At 46.2% G+C, this 21,863-nt stretch carries 19 protein-coding genes; 14 read left to right on the top strand and 5 right to left on the bottom strand.

What is annotated here, in order from left to right:
- The first annotated feature begins 147 nt into the window (after nucleotides 1-147).
- From QUA58_RS21325 to rdgB, 4 genes are all read left to right on the top strand, one after another.
- A complete protein-coding gene (locus QUA58_RS21325) occupies nucleotides 148-873 on the top strand; it encodes an SDR family oxidoreductase (RefSeq protein ID WP_333254838.1) in 726 nt (241 codons plus the stop codon).
- Nucleotides 874-976: 103 nt separating this feature from the next.
- Entirely contained in the window at nucleotides 977-1,711 is a 735-nt protein-coding gene (gene folE / locus QUA58_RS21320; RefSeq protein ID WP_333254840.1) for a GTP cyclohydrolase I FolE, read from the top strand.
- Between the two features lie 206 nt (nucleotides 1,712-1,917).
- Nucleotides 1,918-3,345 (top strand): phosphoglucomutase/phosphomannomutase family protein, encoded by a 1,428-nt coding sequence (locus QUA58_RS21315; protein ID WP_333395804.1) that lies wholly within the window; start codon nucleotides 1,918-1,920, stop codon nucleotides 3,343-3,345.
- Nucleotides 3,346-3,652: 307 nt separating this feature from the next.
- Complete coding sequence (rdgB, locus tag QUA58_RS21310) at nucleotides 3,653-4,240, top strand: RdgB/HAM1 family non-canonical purine NTP pyrophosphatase (protein ID WP_333395802.1); 588 nt, start codon at nucleotides 3,653-3,655, stop codon at nucleotides 4,238-4,240.
- A gap of 184 nt (nucleotides 4,241-4,424) precedes the next feature.
- On the opposite strand, the gene QUA58_RS21305 is transcribed toward rdgB, so the two are convergent.
- Complete coding sequence (locus tag QUA58_RS21305; protein ID WP_006633346.1) at nucleotides 4,425-4,763, bottom strand: P-II family nitrogen regulator; 339 nt, start codon at nucleotides 4,761-4,763, stop codon at nucleotides 4,425-4,427.
- Nucleotides 4,764-4,848: 85 nt separating this feature from the next.
- On the opposite strand from QUA58_RS21305, the gene QUA58_RS21300 reads away from it, so the two are divergent.
- The 7 genes from QUA58_RS21300 to QUA58_RS21270 all read left to right on the top strand — a co-directional run bounded on the left by QUA58_RS21300 (nucleotide 4,849) and on the right by QUA58_RS21270 (nucleotide 12,985).
- Complete coding sequence (locus QUA58_RS21300; RefSeq protein ID WP_333309960.1) at nucleotides 4,849-5,142, top strand: hypothetical protein; 294 nt, start codon at nucleotides 4,849-4,851, stop codon at nucleotides 5,140-5,142.
- A complete protein-coding gene (locus QUA58_RS21295) occupies nucleotides 5,117-6,415 on the top strand; it encodes an MFS transporter (RefSeq protein ID WP_333254848.1) in 1,299 nt (432 codons plus the stop codon). The genes QUA58_RS21300 and QUA58_RS21295 overlap by 26 nt, the downstream gene beginning before the upstream one ends.
- A gap of 536 nt (nucleotides 6,416-6,951) precedes the next feature.
- Nucleotides 6,952-8,787 carry a biosynthetic-type acetolactate synthase large subunit gene (gene ilvB / locus QUA58_RS21290; protein WP_333395800.1) on the top strand — a complete coding sequence of 612 codons (1,836 nt, stop codon included), beginning with the start codon at nucleotides 6,952-6,954 and terminating at the stop codon, nucleotides 8,785-8,787.
- Between the two features lie 449 nt (nucleotides 8,788-9,236).
- Nucleotides 9,237-10,634: a serine/threonine-protein kinase gene (locus QUA58_RS21285; RefSeq protein WP_333395798.1), complete on the top strand. Its 1,398-nt coding sequence runs from the start codon at nucleotides 9,237-9,239 to the stop codon at nucleotides 10,632-10,634.
- A 211-nt stretch (nucleotides 10,635-10,845) separates the two neighbouring features.
- The gene (locus tag QUA58_RS21280; protein ID WP_333395795.1) at nucleotides 10,846-12,138 is read left to right on the top strand and encodes an FGGY-family carbohydrate kinase; all 1,293 of its coding nucleotides are present in this window, start codon (nucleotides 10,846-10,848) and stop codon (nucleotides 12,136-12,138) included.
- Nucleotides 12,139-12,443: 305 nt separating this feature from the next.
- The gene (locus QUA58_RS21275; protein WP_333254856.1) at nucleotides 12,444-12,788 is read left to right on the top strand and encodes a hypothetical protein; all 345 of its coding nucleotides are present in this window, start codon (nucleotides 12,444-12,446) and stop codon (nucleotides 12,786-12,788) included.
- The gene (locus tag QUA58_RS21270; protein WP_106146329.1) at nucleotides 12,785-12,985 is read left to right on the top strand and encodes a hypothetical protein; all 201 of its coding nucleotides are present in this window, start codon (nucleotides 12,785-12,787) and stop codon (nucleotides 12,983-12,985) included. Before QUA58_RS21275 ends, QUA58_RS21270 begins: the two co-directional genes overlap by 4 nt.
- 294 nt (nucleotides 12,986-13,279) lie before the next feature.
- Here the strand turns inward: QUA58_RS21270 and QUA58_RS21265 are convergent, their stop codons facing one another.
- From QUA58_RS21265 to QUA58_RS21255, 3 genes are all read right to left on the bottom strand, one after another.
- On the bottom strand, nucleotides 13,280-13,885 hold the full coding sequence (locus QUA58_RS21265; RefSeq protein WP_333254858.1) for a hypothetical protein: 606 nt from the start codon (nucleotides 13,883-13,885) through the stop codon (nucleotides 13,280-13,282).
- Nucleotides 13,886-14,092: 207 nt separating this feature from the next.
- The gene (gene pcrA, locus QUA58_RS21260; protein ID WP_333395793.1) at nucleotides 14,093-16,441 is read right to left on the bottom strand and encodes a DNA helicase PcrA; all 2,349 of its coding nucleotides are present in this window, start codon (nucleotides 16,439-16,441) and stop codon (nucleotides 14,093-14,095) included.
- A gap of 260 nt (nucleotides 16,442-16,701) precedes the next feature.
- Complete coding sequence (locus QUA58_RS21255) at nucleotides 16,702-17,085, bottom strand: YkvA family protein (protein WP_333254862.1); 384 nt, start codon at nucleotides 17,083-17,085, stop codon at nucleotides 16,702-16,704.
- A 435-nt stretch (nucleotides 17,086-17,520) separates the two neighbouring features.
- On the opposite strand from QUA58_RS21255, the gene QUA58_RS21250 reads away from it, so the two are divergent.
- Entirely contained in the window at nucleotides 17,521-17,712 is a 192-nt protein-coding gene (locus tag QUA58_RS21250; RefSeq protein ID WP_333254864.1) for a helix-turn-helix transcriptional regulator, read from the top strand.
- A gap of 389 nt (nucleotides 17,713-18,101) precedes the next feature.
- Here the strand turns inward: QUA58_RS21250 and QUA58_RS21245 are convergent, their stop codons facing one another.
- Entirely contained in the window at nucleotides 18,102-19,262 is a 1,161-nt protein-coding gene (locus QUA58_RS21245; RefSeq protein ID WP_333395791.1) for an RICIN domain-containing protein, read from the bottom strand.
- Nucleotides 19,263-19,483: 221 nt separating this feature from the next.
- On the opposite strand from QUA58_RS21245, the gene QUA58_RS21240 reads away from it, so the two are divergent.
- The gene (locus tag QUA58_RS21240; protein ID WP_333395790.1) at nucleotides 19,484-20,836 is read left to right on the top strand and encodes an NB-ARC domain-containing protein; all 1,353 of its coding nucleotides are present in this window, start codon (nucleotides 19,484-19,486) and stop codon (nucleotides 20,834-20,836) included.
- A gap of 112 nt (nucleotides 20,837-20,948) precedes the next feature.
- A complete protein-coding gene (locus QUA58_RS21235; protein ID WP_333395788.1) occupies nucleotides 20,949-21,689 on the top strand; it encodes an SIMPL domain-containing protein in 741 nt (246 codons plus the stop codon).
- Nucleotides 21,690-21,863: the final 174 nt, after the last annotated feature.

The following is a 21,863-nucleotide window of genomic DNA, read 5'->3' as shown; positions in this document are numbered from 1 at the left end:
TATAATTTCTCAGGTGACAGCGGCTTAACAGTTCTTAATGTTTATCTCATAATTAACTGTTATCACCCGCAGCCAACAGCTTGCTAATTTGCCAAAGCAGGCTGCAACGCTTTAAAGATTTGCCGATCGAAAGTATCAGGAAATTTAATGAACGATCGAACAACAAAGCAGGCTCTGATTACCGGAGCGAGCAGCGGTATTGGCAAAGCGACGGCTCTAGCGTTCGCTGCTGAAGGCATAAATCTAGCTTTAGTTAGCCGAAAGTCAGAAAACCTAGAAGCCGTTGCCACAGCAGCCAGAGAATTTGGAGTGAAAGCAGAAGCTTATCCCTTAGACTTGGCAAAAATTGAGCAAGTGCAAAGCGGCATCAGCGCGATCGCCTCTCAATTCGGGCCCGTAGATATCCTAGTCAACAGCGCTGGCATGGGGTATACAGGCTCCTTGACCGAAACATCCCTAACCGACTGGCAGAGCGTTCTAGACCTCAATCTTACAAGCGTCTGGCAGTGCATTTTAGGAATTTTGCCGGGAATGCGCGATCGCGGATCGGGAATCATCATCAACGTTTCCTCGATCGCCGGCAACCAAACCTTCCCCAACTGGGGGGCCTACTGCGTCAGCAAATTCGGTCTCATGGCTTTGTCTAAAACCTTAGCCGCCGAAGAACGGGCTCACGGAATTCGCGTAACAGCAATCTGTCCGGGTTCTGTCAATACTCCGATGTGGGACACAAAAACTATGCAAGCCGACTTCGATCGCAGTGCCATGTTAACCCCAGAAATCGTCGCCCAATCAATTCTGCACGCAGTTCAGTTGCCAGCAAGTGCAGTAATTGAAGAAATCACCCTCATGTCCAACGCAGGAGTTTTGTGAACTTGAGATTTTAGACTGCTGGATTTTTCTCGAATTCAACAATCTTTGAATCTCTAGCTATATCCCCCAATCCAAAATCGATTCACCCTTACACCAACTTCTTATGACAATTTCATCAAACACCAGTTCCAATGGATCAAACTCAATCTCGACTGACAGCATGAAACTTTCAGAAACCGCAGACAACAACACCCCGCGCATCCCAACTCGACCAGATCGCAATTCCTCGAACGGTCAAGAATCCCACGTACCGAAACCGTCAGAAGTAGGCCAAGAAGAAATGATGGAGGCCGTTCGGACAATGCTGTTGGGAGTAGGAGAAGACCCCGAACGCGAAGGATTGCTCAAAACCCCAAAACGGGTAGCAGAAGCAATGCGGTTTCTCACCAGTGGTTACAGTGAATCCCTCGAAGAACTCCTCAACGGCGCTATCTTTGACGAAGGTCACAACGAAATGGTACTGGTACGAGACATCAGCGTATTCAGTATGTGCGAACACCATATGCTGCCGTTTATGGGCCGAGTTCACATTGCTTACATTCCCAACCAAAAAGTAGTGGGATTGAGCAAATTAGCCCGAATTGCCGAGATGTACAGCCGCAGATTGCAGGTGCAAGAACGTTTGACGCGCCAAATTGCCGAAGCAGTTCAGACAATATTGGAACCGCAGGGAGTAGCTGTGGTAATGGAAGCCAGCCATATGTGCATGACAATGCGGGGTGTACAAAAACCTGGTGCTTGGACGGTGACGAGTGCCATGTTGGGCGTGTTTCAAGAGGAACAAAAAACTCGCGAAGAATTCTTGAATTTGATCCGCCACCAACCGGCATTCTTTTAGTCAGTTGACAGTTGACAGTTGGCAGTTGACAGTTGACAGTTGGCAGTTGACAGTTGTCAGTAGGTTGGGTTGAGAGATGAAACCCAACATAACTATCAAACAAGGCTAATGAGAGTCAGCAGTCAACAGTCAACAGTTATCAGTTTCTAGTGACGATCGACAAATAACCCCATAAAATAGACAGGTGACTCATGACTTGTGACTAAATGAATCCTATTAAATTCGGTACAGATGGCTGGCGCGGCATCATTGCTGACGATTTTACATTTGATCGCGTAGCGTTAGTCGCTCCCTTAGCGGCACAAGTTCTCGCACAAACAGGCGGCAATAATGCCAGCAGCGGTACTGTAATTGTCGGTTACGACCGCCGATTTCTGGCTGAAGATTTTGCCCAAACAGCGGCTGTTGCCGTCCAAAACGCCGGATTTGACGTATTACTGAGCGATTCTTATGCTCCAACTCCAGCTTTCAGTTTAGCGGCCAAACAATTAAATGCTTTGGGTGCGATCGTCCTGACAGCCAGCCACAATCCCGGCGCATATTTAGGGTTAAAAGTCAAGGGCGGGTTTGGCGGTTCAGTTTCGCCCGAAGTTACGCAACAGATAGAAGAAAAACTCGAAAATCCAGCCACACTCGCAGCAACTCCCGGAAAATTGGAGAATTTCAATCCTTGGCCGGCTTACTGCAAAACCTTGCGGGAAATGGTAGATATTGAAGCGATAAAAGAGGCAATTGCATCCAGTAAAATTACAGTATTTGTAGATGTAATGCACGGCGCGGCGGCGGGCGGCTTAGTTCAAATATTAGAAGTTCCAGTGCATGAAGTCAATAGCGATCGCGATCCGCTGTTTGGTGGCGGTGCACCAGAACCTTTACCGCGCTACCTGTCGCAGTTGTTCCGCGTGATGCGGACTCACCAGCGAAAAAGCTCTGGTTTGTCGATCGGATTTGTATTTGACGGAGATAGCGATCGAATAGCAGCCGTTGACTCCCAAGGAAATTTTCTCAGTTCACAAATCCTAGTTCCCATATTAATCGAACACCTAGCAAAACGGCGCGGCTTCACCGGAGAAGTCATCAAAACCGTCAGCGGTTCCGACATCATGCCCAAAATTGCCGAACTTTACGGCTTACCATTGTTTGAAACGCCGATCGGCTACAAGTATATAGCCGATAGAATGTTAACCACCAAAGTCCTAGTAGGCGGCGAAGAATCAGGAGGAATCGGCTACGGAACCCACATACCCGAAAGAGACGCTTTACTGTCAGCCCTGTACTTGTTAGAAGCAGTCGTCAAATCCGGGGAAGACTTAAGCGAAATTTACAGCCGACTGCAACAAGAAACAAGCTTTACTTCAGCTTATGACAGAATCGACTTGCACCTAGCAAACATGGAAGAAAGAGCGCGCTTGCTGGATTTGCTGCAAAATCAACCATTAACAGAAATCGCCGGCAAAGCAGTTGTAGATTGCAACAAAGTAGACGGAGATAAATTCCGATTAGCCGACGGAAGTTGGCTGTTAATTCGATTTAGCGGAACCGAACCAGTATTGCGGCTGTATTCCGAAGCGGCGACCTTGAAAGACGTGATGCACAACTTGAATTGGGCGAAAGCTTGGGCACAGAAAAATTAGAGTTTTTAACCGCAGAGACCACAGAGGTCGCAGAGGAAAAGAAGAGATAGAGATGAATAATTCCGATGTCAACGGATTTGATATCACTTATTTCTCCATTCTTCTTCTCTGCGTTCTCTGCGCCCTCTGCGGTTAAAAAAAATCTTTCTTATTCATAAATGAAAGAGTATTACTATAGAATCCACATTCGGCCTCCTCAACTATCACAATCGGTTTTTAGTTGTGTTTATTGAACAATTAAGCTGTAAATTATACTTTAGTACCGTAGATAAACGGATCAAAGTTTTTTGAAAGGCATAATCGACTGATGACAAATAATAAATTGCTAATTGTGGCTACGGGCAATCCGGGTAAACTTAAGGAAATGCAGCTTTATCTTCAGGATTTGGGGTGGGAATTGCGCCTGAAACCGGAAGAGTTGGAAATTGAGGAAACTGGGGAAACGTTTATTGCTAATGCTTGCTTGAAAGCTTCTGAAATTGCCAAAGCAACTGGCGAATGGTCGATCGCCGATGATTCTGGTTTAATGGTAGATGCACTCGATGGTCAACCAGGGATTTACTCGGCGCGGTACGGTTCAAGCGATGCTGACAGGATATCTCGGCTGCTCAAAGAATTGGGAAACGAACCAAACCGGGAAGCACAATTTGTTTGCGCGATCGCGTTCGCCCGTCCCGACGGTACAATTGCCTTGCAAGTTGAAGGAATTTGCCGGGGCGAAATCCTCCACACTCCTCGCGGTACGGGAGGTTTCGGATATGACCCCATTTTCTACGTACCCGCACAGCAACAGACTTTTGCCGAAATGACACCGGATATCAAGCGATCGCGCTCTCACCGCGGTCGAGCATTCTTGGCTCTCATACCACAGCTAGCCAACATTGTCAACCCCTAATGAGGAAAAAAGCCAAAACATGGGGTAACTGTGGCATTGGATATTGACACGCTTGGTATCAGAACTAAACAGGAAAGAGGTTTTTCGTTGGCAGTTACCAATGACCAATGACCAATGACCAATGCCCTGTTTGGCCTGTTTGGCCTGTTTGGCCTGTTTGGCCAATGCCCAATGCCCCAGTATCTTAGATTGCCTCCAAGTTCTTTTCCCCAGTCCGAATCCGAATAATTTGTTCTACAGGAGAGATGAAAATCTTGCCGTCGCCAATCTCGCCCGTGCGGGAAGCCGCGATAATTTTATCAACCACCATGTCAACCTGATCGTTTTCCACAACAATCTCGACCTTGAGCTTTTGCAAAAACTCAACGGTGTACTCAGAACCGCGATAGCGTTCTGTCATGCCCTTCTGACGGCCAAAACCTCTAACTTCAGAAACAGTCATCCCCACAATACCAGCATTGACGAGTGCGATTTTCACTTCGTCTAGTTTAAAGGGGCGAATAATAGCTTCAACCTTTTTCAAGTTTCTCACTCCTAACAGTTAGTACCTTCGTTATATTACTTAATCGGCGTGACATCTTTTAAGATCACTGCCAGCAGCAAGTATTTTGTCAAGTATATTACCCTATCTTGTACTCGCGATGAAATGCACGCCAACCTTTAACAATCTTCTCGGATTTTCCGGGCGCGCGGGTTCTCGGCTCCGGCTGATCGCGGTAGAGTTAAGAAGACAGCAGCAGCCGTCCCCCGCCGATCTGCTAAAACAGAAAAAGAACGCAGGAGACAGGAGTTTTCCGAGTTTCCGCTTTGCTATGTCAGATTTGCACGTATTGCTGAAAACTATAATTGCTAGAGGCGGTCAGTTAAACTATTCCTATGCACCCAGCCAGCCCTCCCCCTGACCGCAGCGGGCTTGATGCCCTACTGAGAAATCGCCCCTTCCTCGCCTTGTGGACGGGCCAGTTATTGGCCCAAGTGGCGGATAAAATCTTTTACGTATTGCTGATTATTCTGCTGAAAACCGGCGATTACCGCCCCTGGCCTGTTTCTTGGCAGTATTCGGAAAATTCAATGCTGTCAGCGGTGATGATCGCCTACACGCTGCCGGCGATCTTCTTTGGTTCCGCGGCCGGTATTGTGGTAGACCGCTTTTCCAAAAAGCAAATGCTGATTGCCTGTAACGTGATTCGAGCCGTGTTGATTGTAGCTTTGCCGTTTTTGCCCAAAACTTTTGCTGTGTTGCTGGTGATTACGTTTTTGGTCTCTACTGTAACGCAATTTTTTGCTCCAGCAGAGGCGGCGGCAATCCCCCTGGCCGTGGGGCGAGAGGGACTGATGTCGGCAAATGCTCTGTTCGCCTCGTCCACAATGGGCGGAATTATTGTCGGGATGACGATCGGCGAACCGCTGTTTAGTTGGGTCAAACACAGCTTCGGGCCAGCTTATCAAGAGTTTTTGTTGGGTGGGTTGTACCTGATATCCGCAGGTTTGATCTATGCCATGCACATCAAAGAAAATCATCCCGGTAGCAGTGCCAAAAATGTCCATCCTTGGCAAGACCTTAAGGAAGGTTTGCGCTATTTGAAGCACAACCACCTGGTTAGCAACGCGATGCTGCAGTTGACGATTTTGTATTCGGTGTTTGCGGCGCTGCAAGTTCTGGCGATCGCACTTTCGGGCAAAATAGGTCTCAAAGAAACTCAATTTGGCTTTTTGCTGGCTGCTGCGGGAGTTGGAATGGTCTTCGGCGCGGCGTTTTTGGGCCACTGGGGCGATCGAATGCACCACAAACCTTTGCCATTAATTGGTTTTTTGATGATGGGTTTTGTGTTGGGAATGTTTGCTTTTACCAGACAGCTTTGGCTGGGATTCGGATTGAGCGCTCTGTTCGGTTTTGGCGCTTCCTTAATTAACGGCCCGATGCAAGCTCTGATTCAAGAGAAAACTCCCGAATCTATGCGGGGAAAAGTCTTTGGCTTGGAGAACAATGCGATTAATATTGCTCTGAGTTTGCCTTTAGCGCTGACCGGCCCGCTGACGGATGCTGTCAGCAAAGTAGTGGGATCGGATGACTTGGGTTTGCGGATCGTGTTGCTGAGTTTGGGTTTTTTGGTCTCGGTGATGGGCATGGCAGCTTGGCACCACACTCGCAAAGTCTTAAAGGATGCTCTGTGAACTTTGGTAAGAAGGAAGAAGTTCGGCAACGGATTATGTAACGGATGTAACGGATGTAACGGATGTAACGGATGTAAGTCTGATGTCCGTCGGAAGATGGAAGATGTCATTAGTCATCAGTCATTAGTGCTTTCGCCTCCGAGCGAACATATAACGTCATCAGGAAGAAGGGAGAAGGAAGAAGGAAGATGGCTTTCTTTTCGCGATCGATCTCTAACATATAGCGGTTATCAAGCGTGGTGAGGTATGCCCAATGACCTGTTTGGCCAATGACCTGTTTGGCCAATGCCCAATGACCTGTTTGGCCAATGCCCTATAGCGTCATATCGCGGTAAACCGGCATAGAAACGGCGATTTCTTCTATTTCTTTTCTTCCTCTGCTGTTCCACAATTTTGCGATCGGACGATCGCAAACCGCCCCAGCGCGAAACTTTTTGTAAAATATCCGCCGTTAAATTCTCAGAGTTCGATCGTAGAGATTAAAGTAGTATAAAAGCTTTCATTAAAATTCATAATTAGTTTGAGGAAAAAAATCAGTGCAATTAAAAACTAAAGTAGCCGTCAGGCGTGCAACGGGTGGATTTGCTTTAATCGATAGCTTGATCCGCCACGGTGTCAAGCATATTTTCGGTTATCCCGGCGGTGCAATTTTGCCGCTTTACGACGAACTATACCGGGCTGAAGAAACAGGCGCGATCAAACACATTCTAGTGCGGCACGAACAAGGTGCTGCTCACGCCGCCGACGGTTACGCCCGCGCTACCGGACAAGTTGGGGTTTGTTTCGCGACTTCCGGGCCAGGCGCAACTAACTTGGTGACGGGGATTGCGACGGCCCACATGGATTCTATCCCGATGGTAATTGTGACGGGTCAAGTTCCCCGTCCGGCGATCGGCACTGATGCGTTTCAGGAAACTGATATTTACGGCATTACTCTGCCCATTGTCAAGCATTCCTATGTAGTGCGCGACCCCAGAGACATGGCCCGAATTGTGGCTGAAGCTTTCCACATCGCGAGTAGCGGGCGGCCGGGGCCGGTGTTGATTGATGTGCCCAAGGATGTCGGTTTAGAAGAGTTTGAGTATCTGCCGGTGGAACCCGGATCTGTGAGAATTCCTGGCTATCGTCCGACAGTCAAGGGAAATCCCCGGCAAATTAATCAAGCAATCCATTTGCTGAAGGAAGCGAAGCGTCCTTTGCTTTATGTGGGCGGCGGGGCGATCGCAGCCGGGGCCCACGAGGAAATTAAGGAACTCGCCGAGATGTTCCAATTACCTGTCACGACAACGCTGATGGGCAAAGGCGCTTTTGACGAAAAACATCCTTTGTCGGTGAAAATGCTGGGGATGCACGGCACTGCTTACGCTAATTTTGCCGTTACCGAGTGCGATTTGCTGATTGCTGTCGGAGCTCGGTTTGACGATCGCGTCACGGGCAAATTAGACGAGTTTGCCGCCCGCGCGAAGGTGATTCACATCGATATCGATCCGGCGGAAGTAGGTAAAAATCGCGGCCCGGAGGTGCCGATTGTCGGAGATGTCCGGCAAGTTTTGATGGATTTGCTGCGCCGCTGTCGGGAAACTGGTGTTTCGGGTACTCCCGGACAAACTGCGGAATGGCTGCACAGGATCGATCGCTGGAAACAGGACTATCCGTTAGTTGTACCCCACTACCCCGACATTTTGTCTCCGCAAGAGGTGATTTGGGAATTAGCTACTCAAGCGCCGGATGCTTACTACACGACGGATGTCGGTCAACATCAAATGTGGTCGGCTCAATTCTTAAACAACGGGCCGCGTCGCTGGATTTCCAGCGCTGGTTTGGGAACGATGGGTTTTGGGCTGCCGGCGGCGATGGGCGCGAAAATGGCGCTACCCAACGAGCAAGTCATTTGTATTGCTGGCGACGCTAGCATCCAAATGAATATTCAAGAGTTGGGAACATTAGCACAATACGGCATTAATGTCAAGACTGTGATTGTAAATAATGGCTGGCAGGGCATGGTGCGGCAGTGGCAGCAGGCTTTCTACGGCGAGCGTTATTCGTCGTCGAATATGACTGTGGGGATGCCGGATTTTGCGATGCTGGCTGAGGCTTACGGCGTGAAGGGGATGCAGGTTTCGCGGCCGGATGAGTTGGAGGGTGCGATCGCCCAAATGCTCGCTCATGACGGTCCTGTGCTGATGAACGTCAAGGTGACGCGGGACGAAAACTGCTATCCGATGGTTGTTCCGGGCAAAAGTAACGCTCAAATGGTTGGTTTGCCGGAACGCAGCACGTTGCCATCTGCAGAGTTGATTTATTGTCCGAGTTGCGGCGCGAAGAATGTTTCGAGCAATAAATTTTGTCCTGAGTGCGGGACAAAAGTTTAAGTAGTTTTGAGTGGGGACTTAGGCATTGCTTATTAGTCTCAACTTAAGGTCAAACGTACTCACAGACTGCTGTTTATTGCTAAGGCCAGATCCCCCCTAACCCCCCTTAATAAGGGGGGGACAAGATTCCGATAGAAGTCAACCCCTACTCCCCTTCTTAAGGGGGATTTAGGGGGATCTGGCCTCGGATAAAAGCGAGAGATACAAAGGTTTTCGGGGTTAAGTTGACGAGGACAAGAGTCCGCTCAAAGTCAACCCCTACTCCCCTTTTTAAGGGGGATTTAGGGGGATCTGGCCTCGGATAAAAGCGAGAGATACAAAGGTTTTGGGGTTAAGTTGACACATATCGGCAATGCCGTGTCCTTACCGGGATCTGCTGTTTCACATTTAAAACCATCTGGGCTGGCATCCCATCGAAAGCTTTAATCTATAATGTATAAGCATATTTTATGAGCCAGTGTCTAAACCCTGATTGCCTATTGCAAAACCCGTCTGGCTCTACAAACTTCTGTCACGAATGTGGGAATAAACTGCTATTGGGCGATCGCTACCGATCGCAAAAAATCATTGGACAAGGGGGATTTGGGCGCACTTTTCTAGCTGTTGACGAGTATAAACCCTCAAAACCACCCTGTGTTATTAAACAATTTTACCCCCAATTTCAAGGCGCTTCTAGTATCCAGAAAGCTGCTGAGTTATTTGAGCTTGAAGCAGTCCGCCTTGAACAGTTGGGTAAACACTCTCAAATTCCCGAATTATTAGCATATTTTAGTCAAGATGAACGGCAGTATTTAGTCCAAGAATTCATCGACGGTGAAAATTTAGCCCAAACACTAAAATCTCAGGGATATTTTAGCGAAACGCAAATTCGCAATTTGCTTAATAATTTACTGCCAGTATTCGAGTTCATTCATTCCCGCCAAGTTATTCACCGAGATATCAAGCCAGAAAATATTATTCTTCAGCAAGATGGGCAACTGGTTTTAGTTGACTTTGGAGCCGCGAAATATGCGACACAAACGGCTCTAGCGGTAACGGGAACGAGGATCGGGACGGCTGGATATACGGCACCGGAACAAGCCAACGGCAAAGCTATTCATGCGAGTGATATTTATAGTCTGGGTGTGACTTGTCTGTGTCTGTTAACTGAGGTTGAACCGATTGATTTATTCGATGATAGCGAGTTTGAGTGGGTGTGGCGAGAACACTTAAAAACATCTGTCAGCTCGGAACTGGGTCAGATTTTAGATAAAATGATCCAACCTGCTATTAAGAAACGTTATCAATCTGCTACTGAAATTTTGCAGGCTCTTGCTTCTCAATCACCTCAACCATCACCTCAAGTATCTCCTCCGCCACCAGACCCCCTGAAATCAGCGCGGGGTGTTGACTATACTCGTCTGCGGGATTTATTAGCAGCAGGGAAGTGGAAAGAGGCGGATCAGGAAACAATAAAGGTAATGCTGAAAGCTGCGAGACGGGAGAAGGAAGATTATTTTGATACGGGTTCAATGGATAATTTTCCTTGCGATGATTTACGAACCATCGACCAGTTGTGGGTAAAATATAGTCAGGGTCGCTTTGGTTTTAGTGTCCAGAAAAAAATTTGGTTGGAAGTGGGCGGCAAAGTTGATTGGGATACTGAAAAGAAGCTAGGCGATCGCGTCGGTTGGCGAAAGAGAAGAAAGGGGAGGAAAGATTGGTTGAGCTACAATGATTTAACCTTTAATCTGCAAGCACCAGAGGGCCACCTACCGTGGGTTCGTTGTTGCGTGCGGGTTGGGTTTGGTTTGGTGGGCTGGTGGGGTTTGGTTCTCTTCTCTCGCATCGAGAACTGTAAGCTGTAAGCTGTAAGCTATAGCGATTTCAGCCCTTTGTTAAGCATTTTTTTAAGGATATTTTTCTACGAAGTTATCGGCTTTTTGTCATTGCATTACCTGTTACTTACATTAATAATAAATGCCAATAAAAGTCAGAGATATCATTAAACAACTAGAGGCAGGATGCAAATAAACTTTGTGGTTTCGTCAAGTAGAGGAAAAATCGCGGGAGTGGCAAATGAATCTTTATTTGGGAATAGATTTCGGTACTACGGGCGCGCGATCGACAATCATCGACTCCCAGGGTACAATCCATTGTGAGACTGAATATACTTTTGCCAACAACGGGCAACAACAGACTGAATTACCCTCGGTGTGGCAAAATGCACTCTCGGCTGTAATTGAGCAAATCCCCCCAACCATCCGCAATCAGGTAAGGGCGATCGCCCTTGACGGCACATCTTCCACTGTCATGCTGTGCGATACTGACGGTATACCCGTATGCGAACCCATTTTATACAACGATGCGCGCGGTGCAGCCGTGACAGAGACGTTGCTGGCGATCGCCCCGGATAACCACACAGTATTAAGCGCTACATCCAGTCTGGCAAAACTCCTGTGGTGGCAGGAAGGCGGGCACGCATCATCCACCGCCCCTACGGTTTTCCTGCATCAAGCTGATTGGCTGGCATTTTTGCTGCACGGAAAATTAGGAATTAGCGACTATCACAATGCTTTAAAACTCGGTTTCGATGTTGATACTTTGTGCTATCCCGATTGGCTGATCCAGGGAATTGCGGGCGCTGCAACGCCTAAATTGCCGCACGTTGTCGCACCGGGCACGCCTGTGGGGGAAGTTCAAGATGAAGTGAGGAGTCGCTTCGGATTTCCCCGCGATTGTACAGTTTGTGCCGGCACAACCGATAGTATTGCAGCATTTTTAGCAAGCGGTGTCAATTTACCAGGAGAAGCAGTAACTTCTCTCGGTTCTACTTTAGCCGTCAAACTGTTAAGTCATACCCGCGTAGATGATTCTCGATACGGGATTTACAGCCATAAATTAGGCGATTTGTGGTTGGTTGGAGGCGCTTCTAATACCGGAGGTGCGGTGCTGCGACACTTTTTTACTGATGCTGAATTAGCTAATTATAGCACACAAATTAATACCGAACAAGAGAATTTGCTGGATTATTACCCATTGTTTAAAAAGGGCGATCGCTTTCCAATTAATGACCCGAATTTAGCGCCCAGACTCGAACCGCGTCCCGCTGATTTTGTGGAATTTCTGCACGGTTTGCTAGAAAGTATCGCGCGGATTGAAGCGCGGGGATATCAATTATTGCAGGACTTGGGTGCAACTCCTTTGACAAAGGTTTATACTGCTGGCGGTGGCGCAAAAAATGCGGTTTGGAGTGCGATCAGAAAGCGGTATTTGAAAGTGCCGGTGGAAACTCCTGTTCAGACTGCGGCTGCTTATGGAACGGCGTTATTGGCGATGCGAAGTGCGATCGATTTGAGATTGGAGGATTGAAGAAAGCGACCTCACGGATCGATGCGGGAGATTGTAACTTGGATGCTTTTAGTTAGGCTTAAATGTGGTAATTGGGATTGCGATCGCTCTTGATTCAAACTCAAATATAAGGAAGCAAACATTCTGCTATATTGTGTTAAGAATCTAAAATTTAATAACTTAAACACCTCCTACAGTCCTCTCTTCTGTAAGTTACTAGATAAAAGGAGGCAGAGCCTCCGCACCTGCATTACCAGGCAGAGCCTGGTAACGATCAAACATTCTGATATATTGTGTTAAGTTGTTATCCCTAAAAATTAAGGACAATGGCAAAGCTACCTGATGACATCCTGAACACAATTTTCACATTGCAGCGGCGGCTAGTGGAAATCCTCAACGAAACAACCGCCACAGAATATATTTTAATGCAGCAGTTTGGCGAGACAGAAGCGACACTCCCCGAACTAGAATCTCTGGATAATATTAAGGAAAGGTTGAGAACCTCTTACAATCGTTTGTACAGGCTTTTGCAGCAGGTGGCAGAATCTCAACCCGCTGCGACTGCGGATACGTTAACCTTTCTGTATGGCACGATAGAAGACGGAGAGGCCATTGTCGATGCCTCAGCAGCAAGCATTCAAGAAATCAAAATGGATTGGAACTTACGATGAATCAACAACCTAGAATCCCCGACGCTGAAACCAGAAAGCGACACGTTGAAAAGATGCGTGAAGTCTGCCGACAGCTTGACGCTTTCAATTTGAAGTTAGATGAAGCAATTGCCATATTTGAAGCTGACAACCGCCGCCAGCGTCGAGAACGTTTGGCGGGTAAATACAGGCGTGTGGAATCTCAGGTAATCGAATAGACCTCTTGCAAAATAATTTTATGCTATAATAAAGGGTTTGGCTTAAGTGAAGCAGATTGCAGGTTATATCAGCACTTTACAATTATGAGTTAGCTCTGGGGTCTAAAACTCAAAACCTTTAATTATAACATATATTTTTTTTGCAAGAGGTCTAATAAGATCGATTCAGGGGCGATTCCTTACTGGATAGCCTTGAATTATTTCTTTTTAATCCCTCTGTTCGGACTTTGGTTGTTTAGTAGCGGTTGAAACCGCCGACTCCGATCGGGGTTTTTAACGCAGATTTGATATATGCTAATTTTGGCGCACCATCCAGACTAAAAATCCCAATATTTTATCGACTGGAGGTAGCGGATAATCGGTAAGATCGATCGTCACTATTTGCCCTTCTAGCTTGAGAAACCGCCAAGCTGTGCCGCTAGAAACACTGCCGTAGATGGCTAAGATCGATCGACCTTTTGCTTCATTAAACCTTTGGGCCGCCACCATTTCAGCAATACACTGCCCCAAACCTACTTTCAAATCTCCTTTTTTAGCTTCCACCATCACAATTACCGGGGCCTCAACTTCTAACTGTTCGGGGGAACGGCTGATCAGAAAATCGCAAACTCCTGTAAGTCCAACAGTAGCATCGACATTAAATTCTTCACCCGAAAACACGCTGATTTGTTGGTTCAGAATGTTGCGAACTTCCAGCAAGACAGGGTTAATAATAGCTTCTGAACGGGCTTTTTCTGTGCTAGTGGCGATCGCCCAAGGCAAATTTGTCTCCAGCATGGTCTGTAAGGCTGTCGCGGGTGCGATCGGCTCGATTTCTGGCAAAAATCTGATTCCTTCAACTACTACGAGATTGAAGGCTTCTTTAACCTTGCCGATGGTCGTAAATTGACTGTAAGACATAAGAGTTTATCTTTTGATTTCTGCTTTTTACTTAGAAAATCCGGCGGTTGAAACCGCCAGAAAGTCAAACGATGTCCGCCTCTGCGGACTGAAGAAAACAATGTAATTTTTACCGCCATTTTTACCGCCCATTCTTCAACCTGCGGAGGCGGGTTTTGCCTGTACAGACGCGGTTTCAACCGCCCGGTATTCTTGGAGTTTTTTCTATTACACTCGCCGCAACTTAGCCGTCCTCGGATCGATGATTTTGCGGCCCAAACCTTTAAACTTAATTGCCAGATTAGTTTTATCGCCCACTCCCAAAACGTGGGTAATTTCTCCAACTCCAAAAGCATGATGAAAAACCCGTTCCCCCGTTTTCCATTCTGATGGAGAACTCCCAGAATCGGCTGCTGAATTATTAGTTTTTCCCTGGGATGCAGCAGTTTTACCCGCCTTAGTTTTCTTCGCACTTCCAGCTAGCAAATGTGTCGGTAATTCCCCCAAGAATAGCGAAGGCGTGCAGTGTTCGCGGTATCCTCCCCAGAGGCGGCGTTCGCGAGTGTGGGTGAGAAATAGCAATTCCTGGGCGCGAGTGATGCCGACATAGCACAAACGGCGTTCTTCTTCAACTGCTTTCGGGTCATCTAAACTGCGGAAATTGGGAAATAAACCCTGTTCCATTCCAACTAAAAATACTACAGGAAATTCTAACCCTTTTGCCGAGTGCAGCGTCATCAGCGACACGCGAGAATCGTCTTCTTTCAAATCATCTAAATCGGATGCTAAAGATGCTTTTGCTAAAAATGATGTCAGCGTCGGTTCTTCGTTTTGTTCTTCAAATTGGATCACCGCGTTGTACAATTCTCGAACGTTGGCGATGCGATTTTCTGCTTCCTCGGTTCCTTGATTTTTTAAATCGTCAATGTAACCAGAATCTTCGATAATTCCTTGGACAATTTGCGACGCGGGCGTAGTTTCAAGTTTTTGTTGCCAATTACTAATCATTTGGGCAAACTTAATGATAGCTTTTGCCGATCGCCCTGCGAGAGTATTTACAGAAGATTCATCGCTGAGAATTTCCCACAGCGGAATCCCCAATTGAGTTGCAGCATCTTCGATTTTACCAAATGTCGTGTCGCCAATGCCGCGGCGGGGAGTGTTGATGATGCGTTTGAGGCTGACGCTATCGTCGGGATTGGCGATCGTCCGCAGGTATGCTAAGATATCTTTGATTTCTTTGCGATCGTAAAACTTCAGGCCGCCGACAATATTGTAGGGAATATCCAAGTACATTAACGCTTCTTCAAAGGAGCGAGATTGAGCGTTGGTGCGGTAGAGAATCGCAAAGTTACTCCCGTGTTCATATTCGGAATTTTGGCGCTTCAGGGACTGAATTTGCCCCGCTACAAATTGCGCTTCATCTATTTCGTTGTCGGCGCGCCATACCACAATCGGAGCTCCGGGTTCGCGAGTCGGTCGCAGAACTTTCTCGATGCGTTCGGTATTGTGTTCGATCAAGTGGTTTGCGAGTTCCAGGATGTTTTCGCGCGATCGATAATTTTCCTCTAATTTTACCATCGTCTGAGTTTTTGCATCCGACAAACCATCGCCGAAATCCTCTTGAAATTCCAGCAAGATGGTATAATCCGCCATCCGAAAACTGTAAATAGATTGATCGACATCGCCCACCACAAAAATCGAGCGATTTTGCCATTTATCAAACTCTTTCGGGTCAACATTATTTGTGACCAACATCCGAATCAAATCATATTGAGTGCGGTTCGTATCTTGGTATTCATCAACTAAAATATGTCTGAATTTGTGATGCCAATAACTTAATACTTGCTCGTTTTGGGATAAGAGTTTAACCGGAACCAGAATTAAATCGTCAAAATCTAAGCCGTTGTTGGCGGCTAAAGCATCTTGGTAACGGCTGTAAACATCCGCAATTACCCGCCCTCGGTAATCCGGTTCTGCGGCGAGGAATTCTTGAGGAGACCAACCTTTATTTTTAGCATTGCTGATGGCATAGCGGACTTTACGCGGGTCAAATTTCTTATCGTCTAAATTGAGGACTTTGGTAACAATTTGTTTGACGAGACTTTGAGCATCTGACTCATCAAAAATTGAAAAATTCTTCTTCCATTGGCGGCCTTTTTCGTCTTGATATTTCTCAATATCGTAGCGGAGAATCCGGCCGCACAGAGAGTGAAAAGTCCCCATCCAAATCTGTTTGGTAATTCTATGGTAAATTTGCGATCGCAATTTGGTTTGCACATCCGGCGCTAAATCTGCCAAAGGTTTGCCATATTCAGCTTCAGCTTGCTGAGTCGCCAGCAATTTCTCAATTCTTTCTTTCATCTCCCTAGCGGCTTTATTCGTAAATGTCACCGCCAAAATATTTTCGGGATCGACTCGGTTGGTGCGAACTAAGTTTGCTACGCGGTAAGTTAGAGCTCTGGTTTTCCCCGAACCAGCCCCCGCTACTACTAACAGCGGCCCGTTGTAATGGACGACTGCTTGGCGCTGGGATGGGTTGAGGTGGCTGAGGTGATCGGTAGTAGTTTGAGTCATAGCTAAAAAGTTAGTTTGATTTTTTTAAGGATAAATAATACTTGGTATGTGATGCCGCGAGTTTTTTTTAAGGTCAGGTGCGCGCACTCTACAATATAATATCATGAATATCAGACGGCGGTTGAAACCGCGTCTACACAAACGATGTCCGCCTCCGCAGACGAAGAGAGAATAAGGTAAAACATAATTTTCACCGCCTATTATTCCACCTGCGTCGGCGGGTTTTGTCTGTATAGCCGCGGTTTCAACGGCCCGGATTTCTAACGTTTCAATATTTGTTTGAGCAAAATTGCTGCTAATATTCCCAAGCCAATCCAAATCGCAATAATTACAGCAGCCGCAGCCCGATTTATCGGTTTTCCTCGCTCTATTTCAGTAGCGGCTTTTTCCCGGCACTCGGCTAAAACCTGTGGCGGAATCATCTTCAGTACCAGCCAAATTCCCAAAGGTACAATTATCAAATCATCCAAGTAGCCGAGAATCGGTATGAAGTCAGGAATTAAGTCGATCGGGCTAAAAGCGTAGGCCACCGTAAGCCCTGCTAAAATTCTGGCGTACCAAGGTACTCTCTGGTCTGTACTGGCTAAACAAACCGCGTAAGTCTCTTTCTTAAGTCGGCGGGCAGCTTGTTTTAACGATTGCATATTTTAAATTTTTACACTCTTCAATAGTCCCGACAATTTTTAAGCAGCGAAAGTACCATAATACACGAATGAAGGAAGGTTAGGATGATTCAAAATAAAATTCTGATCTCAATCTCACTTGTCAATAAAAGTACAAAGTAGATGCTTATTACCAAGGGGAGGAAGTAAGAAATTCACAAATAATTTAGGATTGCTATATGCGATTATAAAGGTAAGCTTTTCCCACAATTCTTTTGCCACTTTTCCTTAAAAAAGAACACTCAATGACGGCAATAATTGTCGGCTCAGGATTCAATGGCTTGAGAAAATACGGCTCAAAAAGTTCTCGATCGCTTCCTCTATGAACTAAACCGTTCAGTGTAAACAGAGGGGAATTCGCAAACGGTATCCGTATCCTGTCGTCATCTCATTTATGAGGTTGGGACGCCAGCAGGATTGACCCAACAGCAACTTGCAGATCGCATTGGGGCAAAACAGTCGCTGATCGCACGGCGTGAAGATGCGAAGTATGAGGGACATTCGCTTTCAATGCTGCAAAAAATTGCCCGTGCGCTCAATCACCGATTGGAGGTTCATCTAATTGCGATCGCTCCTAATGAAAATCACACTGAGCCACGTAGTGCGTAAATTGGGAAATGAGTGTGCGCGATCGTACCAAAAATTAAGAAGGCGATCGACCCCTTATTTTAAGAGCAACTCCTCCCCTCCAGTTGGAAAATGATTGCCTCTTTGGATAATGCCAGGGATCGCACTTGCCCACTCTACAAGATAGGTAGCGATCTCACTACATACAATATCTGTGATCGCTACTAACGGGATTTAGACAAATTTGGAGCTAAAATCAGGCTCTATCCCTCTCTGGCAAAGCGATTTAGCTCGATGGGGGTAAACGCGGTTCAAACCCAGTCACAGACAGAAAAATCATAAGTTTACCTTAAACTCTTCCTGTAACTAGATTTGAGCCTGTTTTCCCGCCTTATTTTGTCTAAGTCCCGTTATGAAAAACGCAAATCGCGCTATGTAGGAATTTTGATATCATCAATAAAGATTCCTCCTTCAAGTAATTCCCAAGTTTTAAGCTTAGATTTATCCAAACGAGTCAAAGTAAACTTGCTGGTTTGACTCCACACTGCAAGACTTGTATATTGATCACATTTTACTAGCCGCCTTATCTCAGTTTCGTTGTGTCTAGAGAGGGAGGTTGAATTCGAATAACCTAGAGAAAGGCTTGCAGATGCTGTAAGGCTTATAGAGGTTTGTTTACTAACTTCACCAGTCACTTTACCAACTTTAAAATCAGCTTCTGCTCCTACCTTTGCACCAACCTTTAATGCATAAGTTCCTGATACTTCTATTCCTGTAGTCCTACTAAAAGATTGAGCCTCTTCTGTCGTAAACCCAGCTCTGACTATTACCTCATATTCTTGCTCTGAGGCAGTATTATTATAAGTAAAATATTCCTCATTCAATGTATAGCAAACTTCACGAGTCAAGACATAATAAGGTGATTTTTTGAGCTGCCAATGTGGATTGTTATCCTCAACCATGAAATAGGGCACTAAAAATGGTTTTCCCACCATTTTCCACTCTCTAGTATTTTGAGGCTTTTGTGGGTTTATTAACGTAGGAAATTCAGACGAAGAGGGGACAGGCTCTTGAGCCAGAATACTTTTAACCAAGTCCATATCTGGAATCTCGCCTATCTTCTCAAATCTAAATCCATAGTTAGATGAAGGAAAAGTTTGAGATTGAACAATTTTCGCACCGTCTGTATGTTCTTGTCCTCCTGCAACAGTGATTAATTTACCACTATGTTTTGCTCTAATACAATAAGTATTTGCTTCGTTTGAAAACGCTTCTAATTCAAATAGTTGATTATCCTGACCTAAAAACGAAGCTTGTACAACTGCTGCGCCCTCATCCACGGACTGCCCCTTAATATCTAAAACCTTCCCACTACACCAACTTGCTATGACAAAGTATTTACCAATATCATCAACTGGGAAAACCACGAATAGTTGATTTTCTCTTTGATCATTCACTCCACCGCTAAGAGCCCACCATTGCTGAAGCTGTACACAATCCTCTAACTTCTTGTCGCCAGGAACATCAAAGACCTTGTTGCTGTGAAGCGCAACAATCTTGAAGAGACCACCCTGGAAATTGTTCATATTCATGAGAAAATTCTCCTGTTTTTTGGATTGGAATTGGTAGATTATATATCTGAATATCTGGTATAGAGAGTATGTAGATAATTAAGCTCTGAAGGCTTTGAAACCCTGGTAATCAATAATCTATCCCAACTCCCCGATGCTGTCTTTACAGGAAAGTATGGAGTTGTCAAGTAGGGAAAGTATGATTTAAGGTAGAGGCAGTTTTATACATAGCGAGAAAATAGATGGAATTTGAGCAGGCATTGGAGATTGTCAACCATGCGATCGCCCGCAAAATCGCTAGAACGCTCACTGAGGTTGAAGTTGCCCTTTTATTCGGTGCCTGGAACAACTTGACCTACGATCGCATCGCCGAGCGATCGGGCTACTCCATCAACTATCTCCAACGGGACATTGGCCCCAAATTCTGGAAGCTTCTCAGTGATGCTTTGGGCCGCAAAGTCAACAAAACCAATCTGCGCGGCATTCTCACTCACTTTGATACCCCGATCGCCACTCCCCAACCTCAAATCCAACCGTCAATAGATTGGGGCGAGGCGATCGATGTTTCCAGCTTCCAAGGTCGAGTTGGAGAGATTGAAACCCTCACTCAATGGATAATACAAGATCGCTGCCGACTGATTGCCCTCGTGGGAATGGGTGGAATCGGTAAAAGTACCTTAGCGGCTAAAGTCGCTCAACTCTTACAAGAACAATTTGAATTTGTGATTTGGCGATCGCTCCGTAACGCCCCTCTCTTAGATACGTTGTTGTCCGAACTGGTGCCTTTCCTTTCTAACCAGCAAGATATCCAAGCTAAACCCGAACGACTCCTGTACTGGCTGCAAACCCATCGCTGTTTGGTGATTTTGGATAATCAAGAAACGATTTTACAAGCAGGCAATTGCGCCGGATACTACCAGCAAGATTTCACAGACTATGGTGACTTATTTCAATTACTGGGAGAAGCCAGTCATCAGAGTTGTATTTTACTCACCAGTCGTGAGAAATCCTCAAAAGTCGCCATATTAGAAGATTTAAACGGAGCAGTGCGATCGCTTTCTGTGCAAGGTTCCAGGGAAACATCCCTGGCATTCATTGACTCCAAGCAACTCGTGGGAACCGATGCGGAAAAACGCCAACTTTGTGAATTGTATTGTTGCAACCCGCTGGTAGTAAAAATAGTTTCTGCCTCAATTCAGAGTTTGTTTGATGGAGAGATTGCCACATTTTTGCAAGAAAAGACACTGGTATTTAATGGCATCCGCCGCTTGTTAACTCGGCAATTTGAGCGATTGTCGCCCGTAGAAAAAACCATCATGTATTTGTTGGCGATTAATCGAGAATATACAACCATTGCTGAACTGCAAGCCAACATTGTACCTGCAATTTCACGGGCGACCCTATTAGAGTCCTTAGAATCCTTAACGTGGCGCAGCTTAATCGAAAAGCGATCGGGTGAATATACCCAACAGCCCGTCGTTATGGAATATGTCACAGACTGTTTAATGGGTGCATCTCACTTTTGCAAAGATATTAAGTGGAAAGCTGACCAGGGAGATAAGCACAGCGAAGAGAAAGGATATCAAAATTACTGACTATATTACTGACTATTTTTTTAGTTTCTAAAAATGTAACAACCCGGATATTTAGCAATTTCAGTGGCAAGGTAAAGTATAGCATCTGTTGTATGTGAGGAGAATCAAGTTTATGAATTCAAATTTGCAACGTCGCGATCGCATTAATTTCCGTAGTCTGCTAACAGCGTTGTGTTTAACCTTAACTCTCGTCAGTTTCGTGGGATTAGATCCGGCGGCGGCTCAAGAACAGCGGATCAGAACGTTGACTGTTACTGGGCGGGGTGTGGAAGCGATTCCTACAACTCAAACGCAAGTGCGCCTGGGGGTTGAGGTGCAGGGGAAAACGGCGGCCCAGGTGCAGCAGGAAGCGGCGAGACGATCGTCCGCTGTGGTAGAGTTGCTGCGATCGCGCCAAGTCGAAAAACTCGAAACTGCCGGCATCACCCTCAGCCCGACTTACAGCTACGAAAACAACCAGCAGCGCTTGACTGGCTATACAGCGACAAATACCGTCAGTTTTCGGATTAATACTGCATCTGTCGGCACTTTGCTCGACGATGCGGTGAATGCCGGAGCCACACGCATCGACGGTGTGAGTTTTGCCGCCGCCGAAAGTGCGATCGAATCTGCTCGAAAACAAGCAATCAAAAAAGCAACTCAAGATGCTCAAGCGCAAGCGGATGCAGTCTTTAGCGCGCTTAACCTCAAGCGGGGAGACATTCTGGGCATTCAAGTCAACGGTGCGATCGCGCCGCCTCCAATGTATCGGCAGTTTGCTGCTCCTCGTATGGCTGCTGCTGACGCTACAACGCCTGTGGTGGGAGGGGAACAGCAGGTAGAAGCTTCTGTGACTTTGCAATTTGGATATTAATAATAGTTAGGGGTTGAACTGGCCACCTCAGCTTGACCCTAAGTAGGTCGGCGCCAAAAAACCGAACTATGTTAAAATAAGTAAAGAAAGAGAAGACATTTACTGAGGTAACTCAATATATGGGCGCTAGATTAAGGGTATTCCTGACTCAACAACAAGACAAAACTCTATTAG

It is taken from the genome of Microcoleus sp. N9_A1, assembly GCF_036701795.1.
Lineage (GTDB): Bacteria > Cyanobacteriota > Cyanobacteriia > Cyanobacteriales > Microcoleaceae > Microcoleus.
This window is presented reverse-complemented; position numbering and strand designations above follow the sequence as displayed.

What these genes read in the sequence shown, in the direction of transcription:
- QUA58_RS21285 (WP_333395798.1), top strand. Translation starts at nt 9,237, where the DNA reads ATGAGCCAGTGTCTAAACCCTGATTGCCTATTGCAAAACCCGTCTGGC.
- folE (WP_333254840.1), top strand. Translation starts at nt 977, where the DNA reads ATGACAATTTCATCAAACACCAGTTCCAATGGATCAAACTCAATCTCG.
- rdgB (WP_333395802.1), top strand. Translation starts at nt 3,653, where the DNA reads ATGACAAATAATAAATTGCTAATTGTGGCTACGGGCAATCCGGGTAAA.
- QUA58_RS21280 (WP_333395795.1), top strand. Translation starts at nt 10,846, where the DNA reads ATGAATCTTTATTTGGGAATAGATTTCGGTACTACGGGCGCGCGATCG.
- QUA58_RS21240 (WP_333395790.1), top strand. Translation starts at nt 19,484, where the DNA reads ATGGAATTTGAGCAGGCATTGGAGATTGTCAACCATGCGATCGCCCGC.
- pcrA (WP_333395793.1), bottom strand. Translation starts at nt 16,441, where the DNA reads ATGACTCAAACTACTACCGATCACCTCAGCCACCTCAACCCATCCCAG.
- QUA58_RS21235 (WP_333395788.1), top strand. Translation starts at nt 20,949, where the DNA reads ATGAATTCAAATTTGCAACGTCGCGATCGCATTAATTTCCGTAGTCTG.
- QUA58_RS21245 (WP_333395791.1), bottom strand. Translation starts at nt 19,262, where the DNA reads ATGAATATGAACAATTTCCAGGGTGGTCTCTTCAAGATTGTTGCGCTT.
- QUA58_RS21315 (WP_333395804.1), top strand. Translation starts at nt 1,918, where the DNA reads ATGAATCCTATTAAATTCGGTACAGATGGCTGGCGCGGCATCATTGCT.
- QUA58_RS21295 (WP_333254848.1), top strand. Translation starts at nt 5,117, where the DNA reads ATGCACCCAGCCAGCCCTCCCCCTGACCGCAGCGGGCTTGATGCCCTA.
- QUA58_RS21325 (WP_333254838.1), top strand. Translation starts at nt 148, where the DNA reads ATGAACGATCGAACAACAAAGCAGGCTCTGATTACCGGAGCGAGCAGC.
- QUA58_RS21255 (WP_333254862.1), bottom strand. Translation starts at nt 17,085, where the DNA reads ATGCAATCGTTAAAACAAGCTGCCCGCCGACTTAAGAAAGAGACTTAC.
- QUA58_RS21265 (WP_333254858.1), bottom strand. Translation starts at nt 13,885, where the DNA reads ATGTCTTACAGTCAATTTACGACCATCGGCAAGGTTAAAGAAGCCTTC.
- QUA58_RS21270 (WP_106146329.1), top strand. Translation starts at nt 12,785, where the DNA reads ATGAATCAACAACCTAGAATCCCCGACGCTGAAACCAGAAAGCGACAC.
- QUA58_RS21275 (WP_333254856.1), top strand. Translation starts at nt 12,444, where the DNA reads ATGGCAAAGCTACCTGATGACATCCTGAACACAATTTTCACATTGCAG.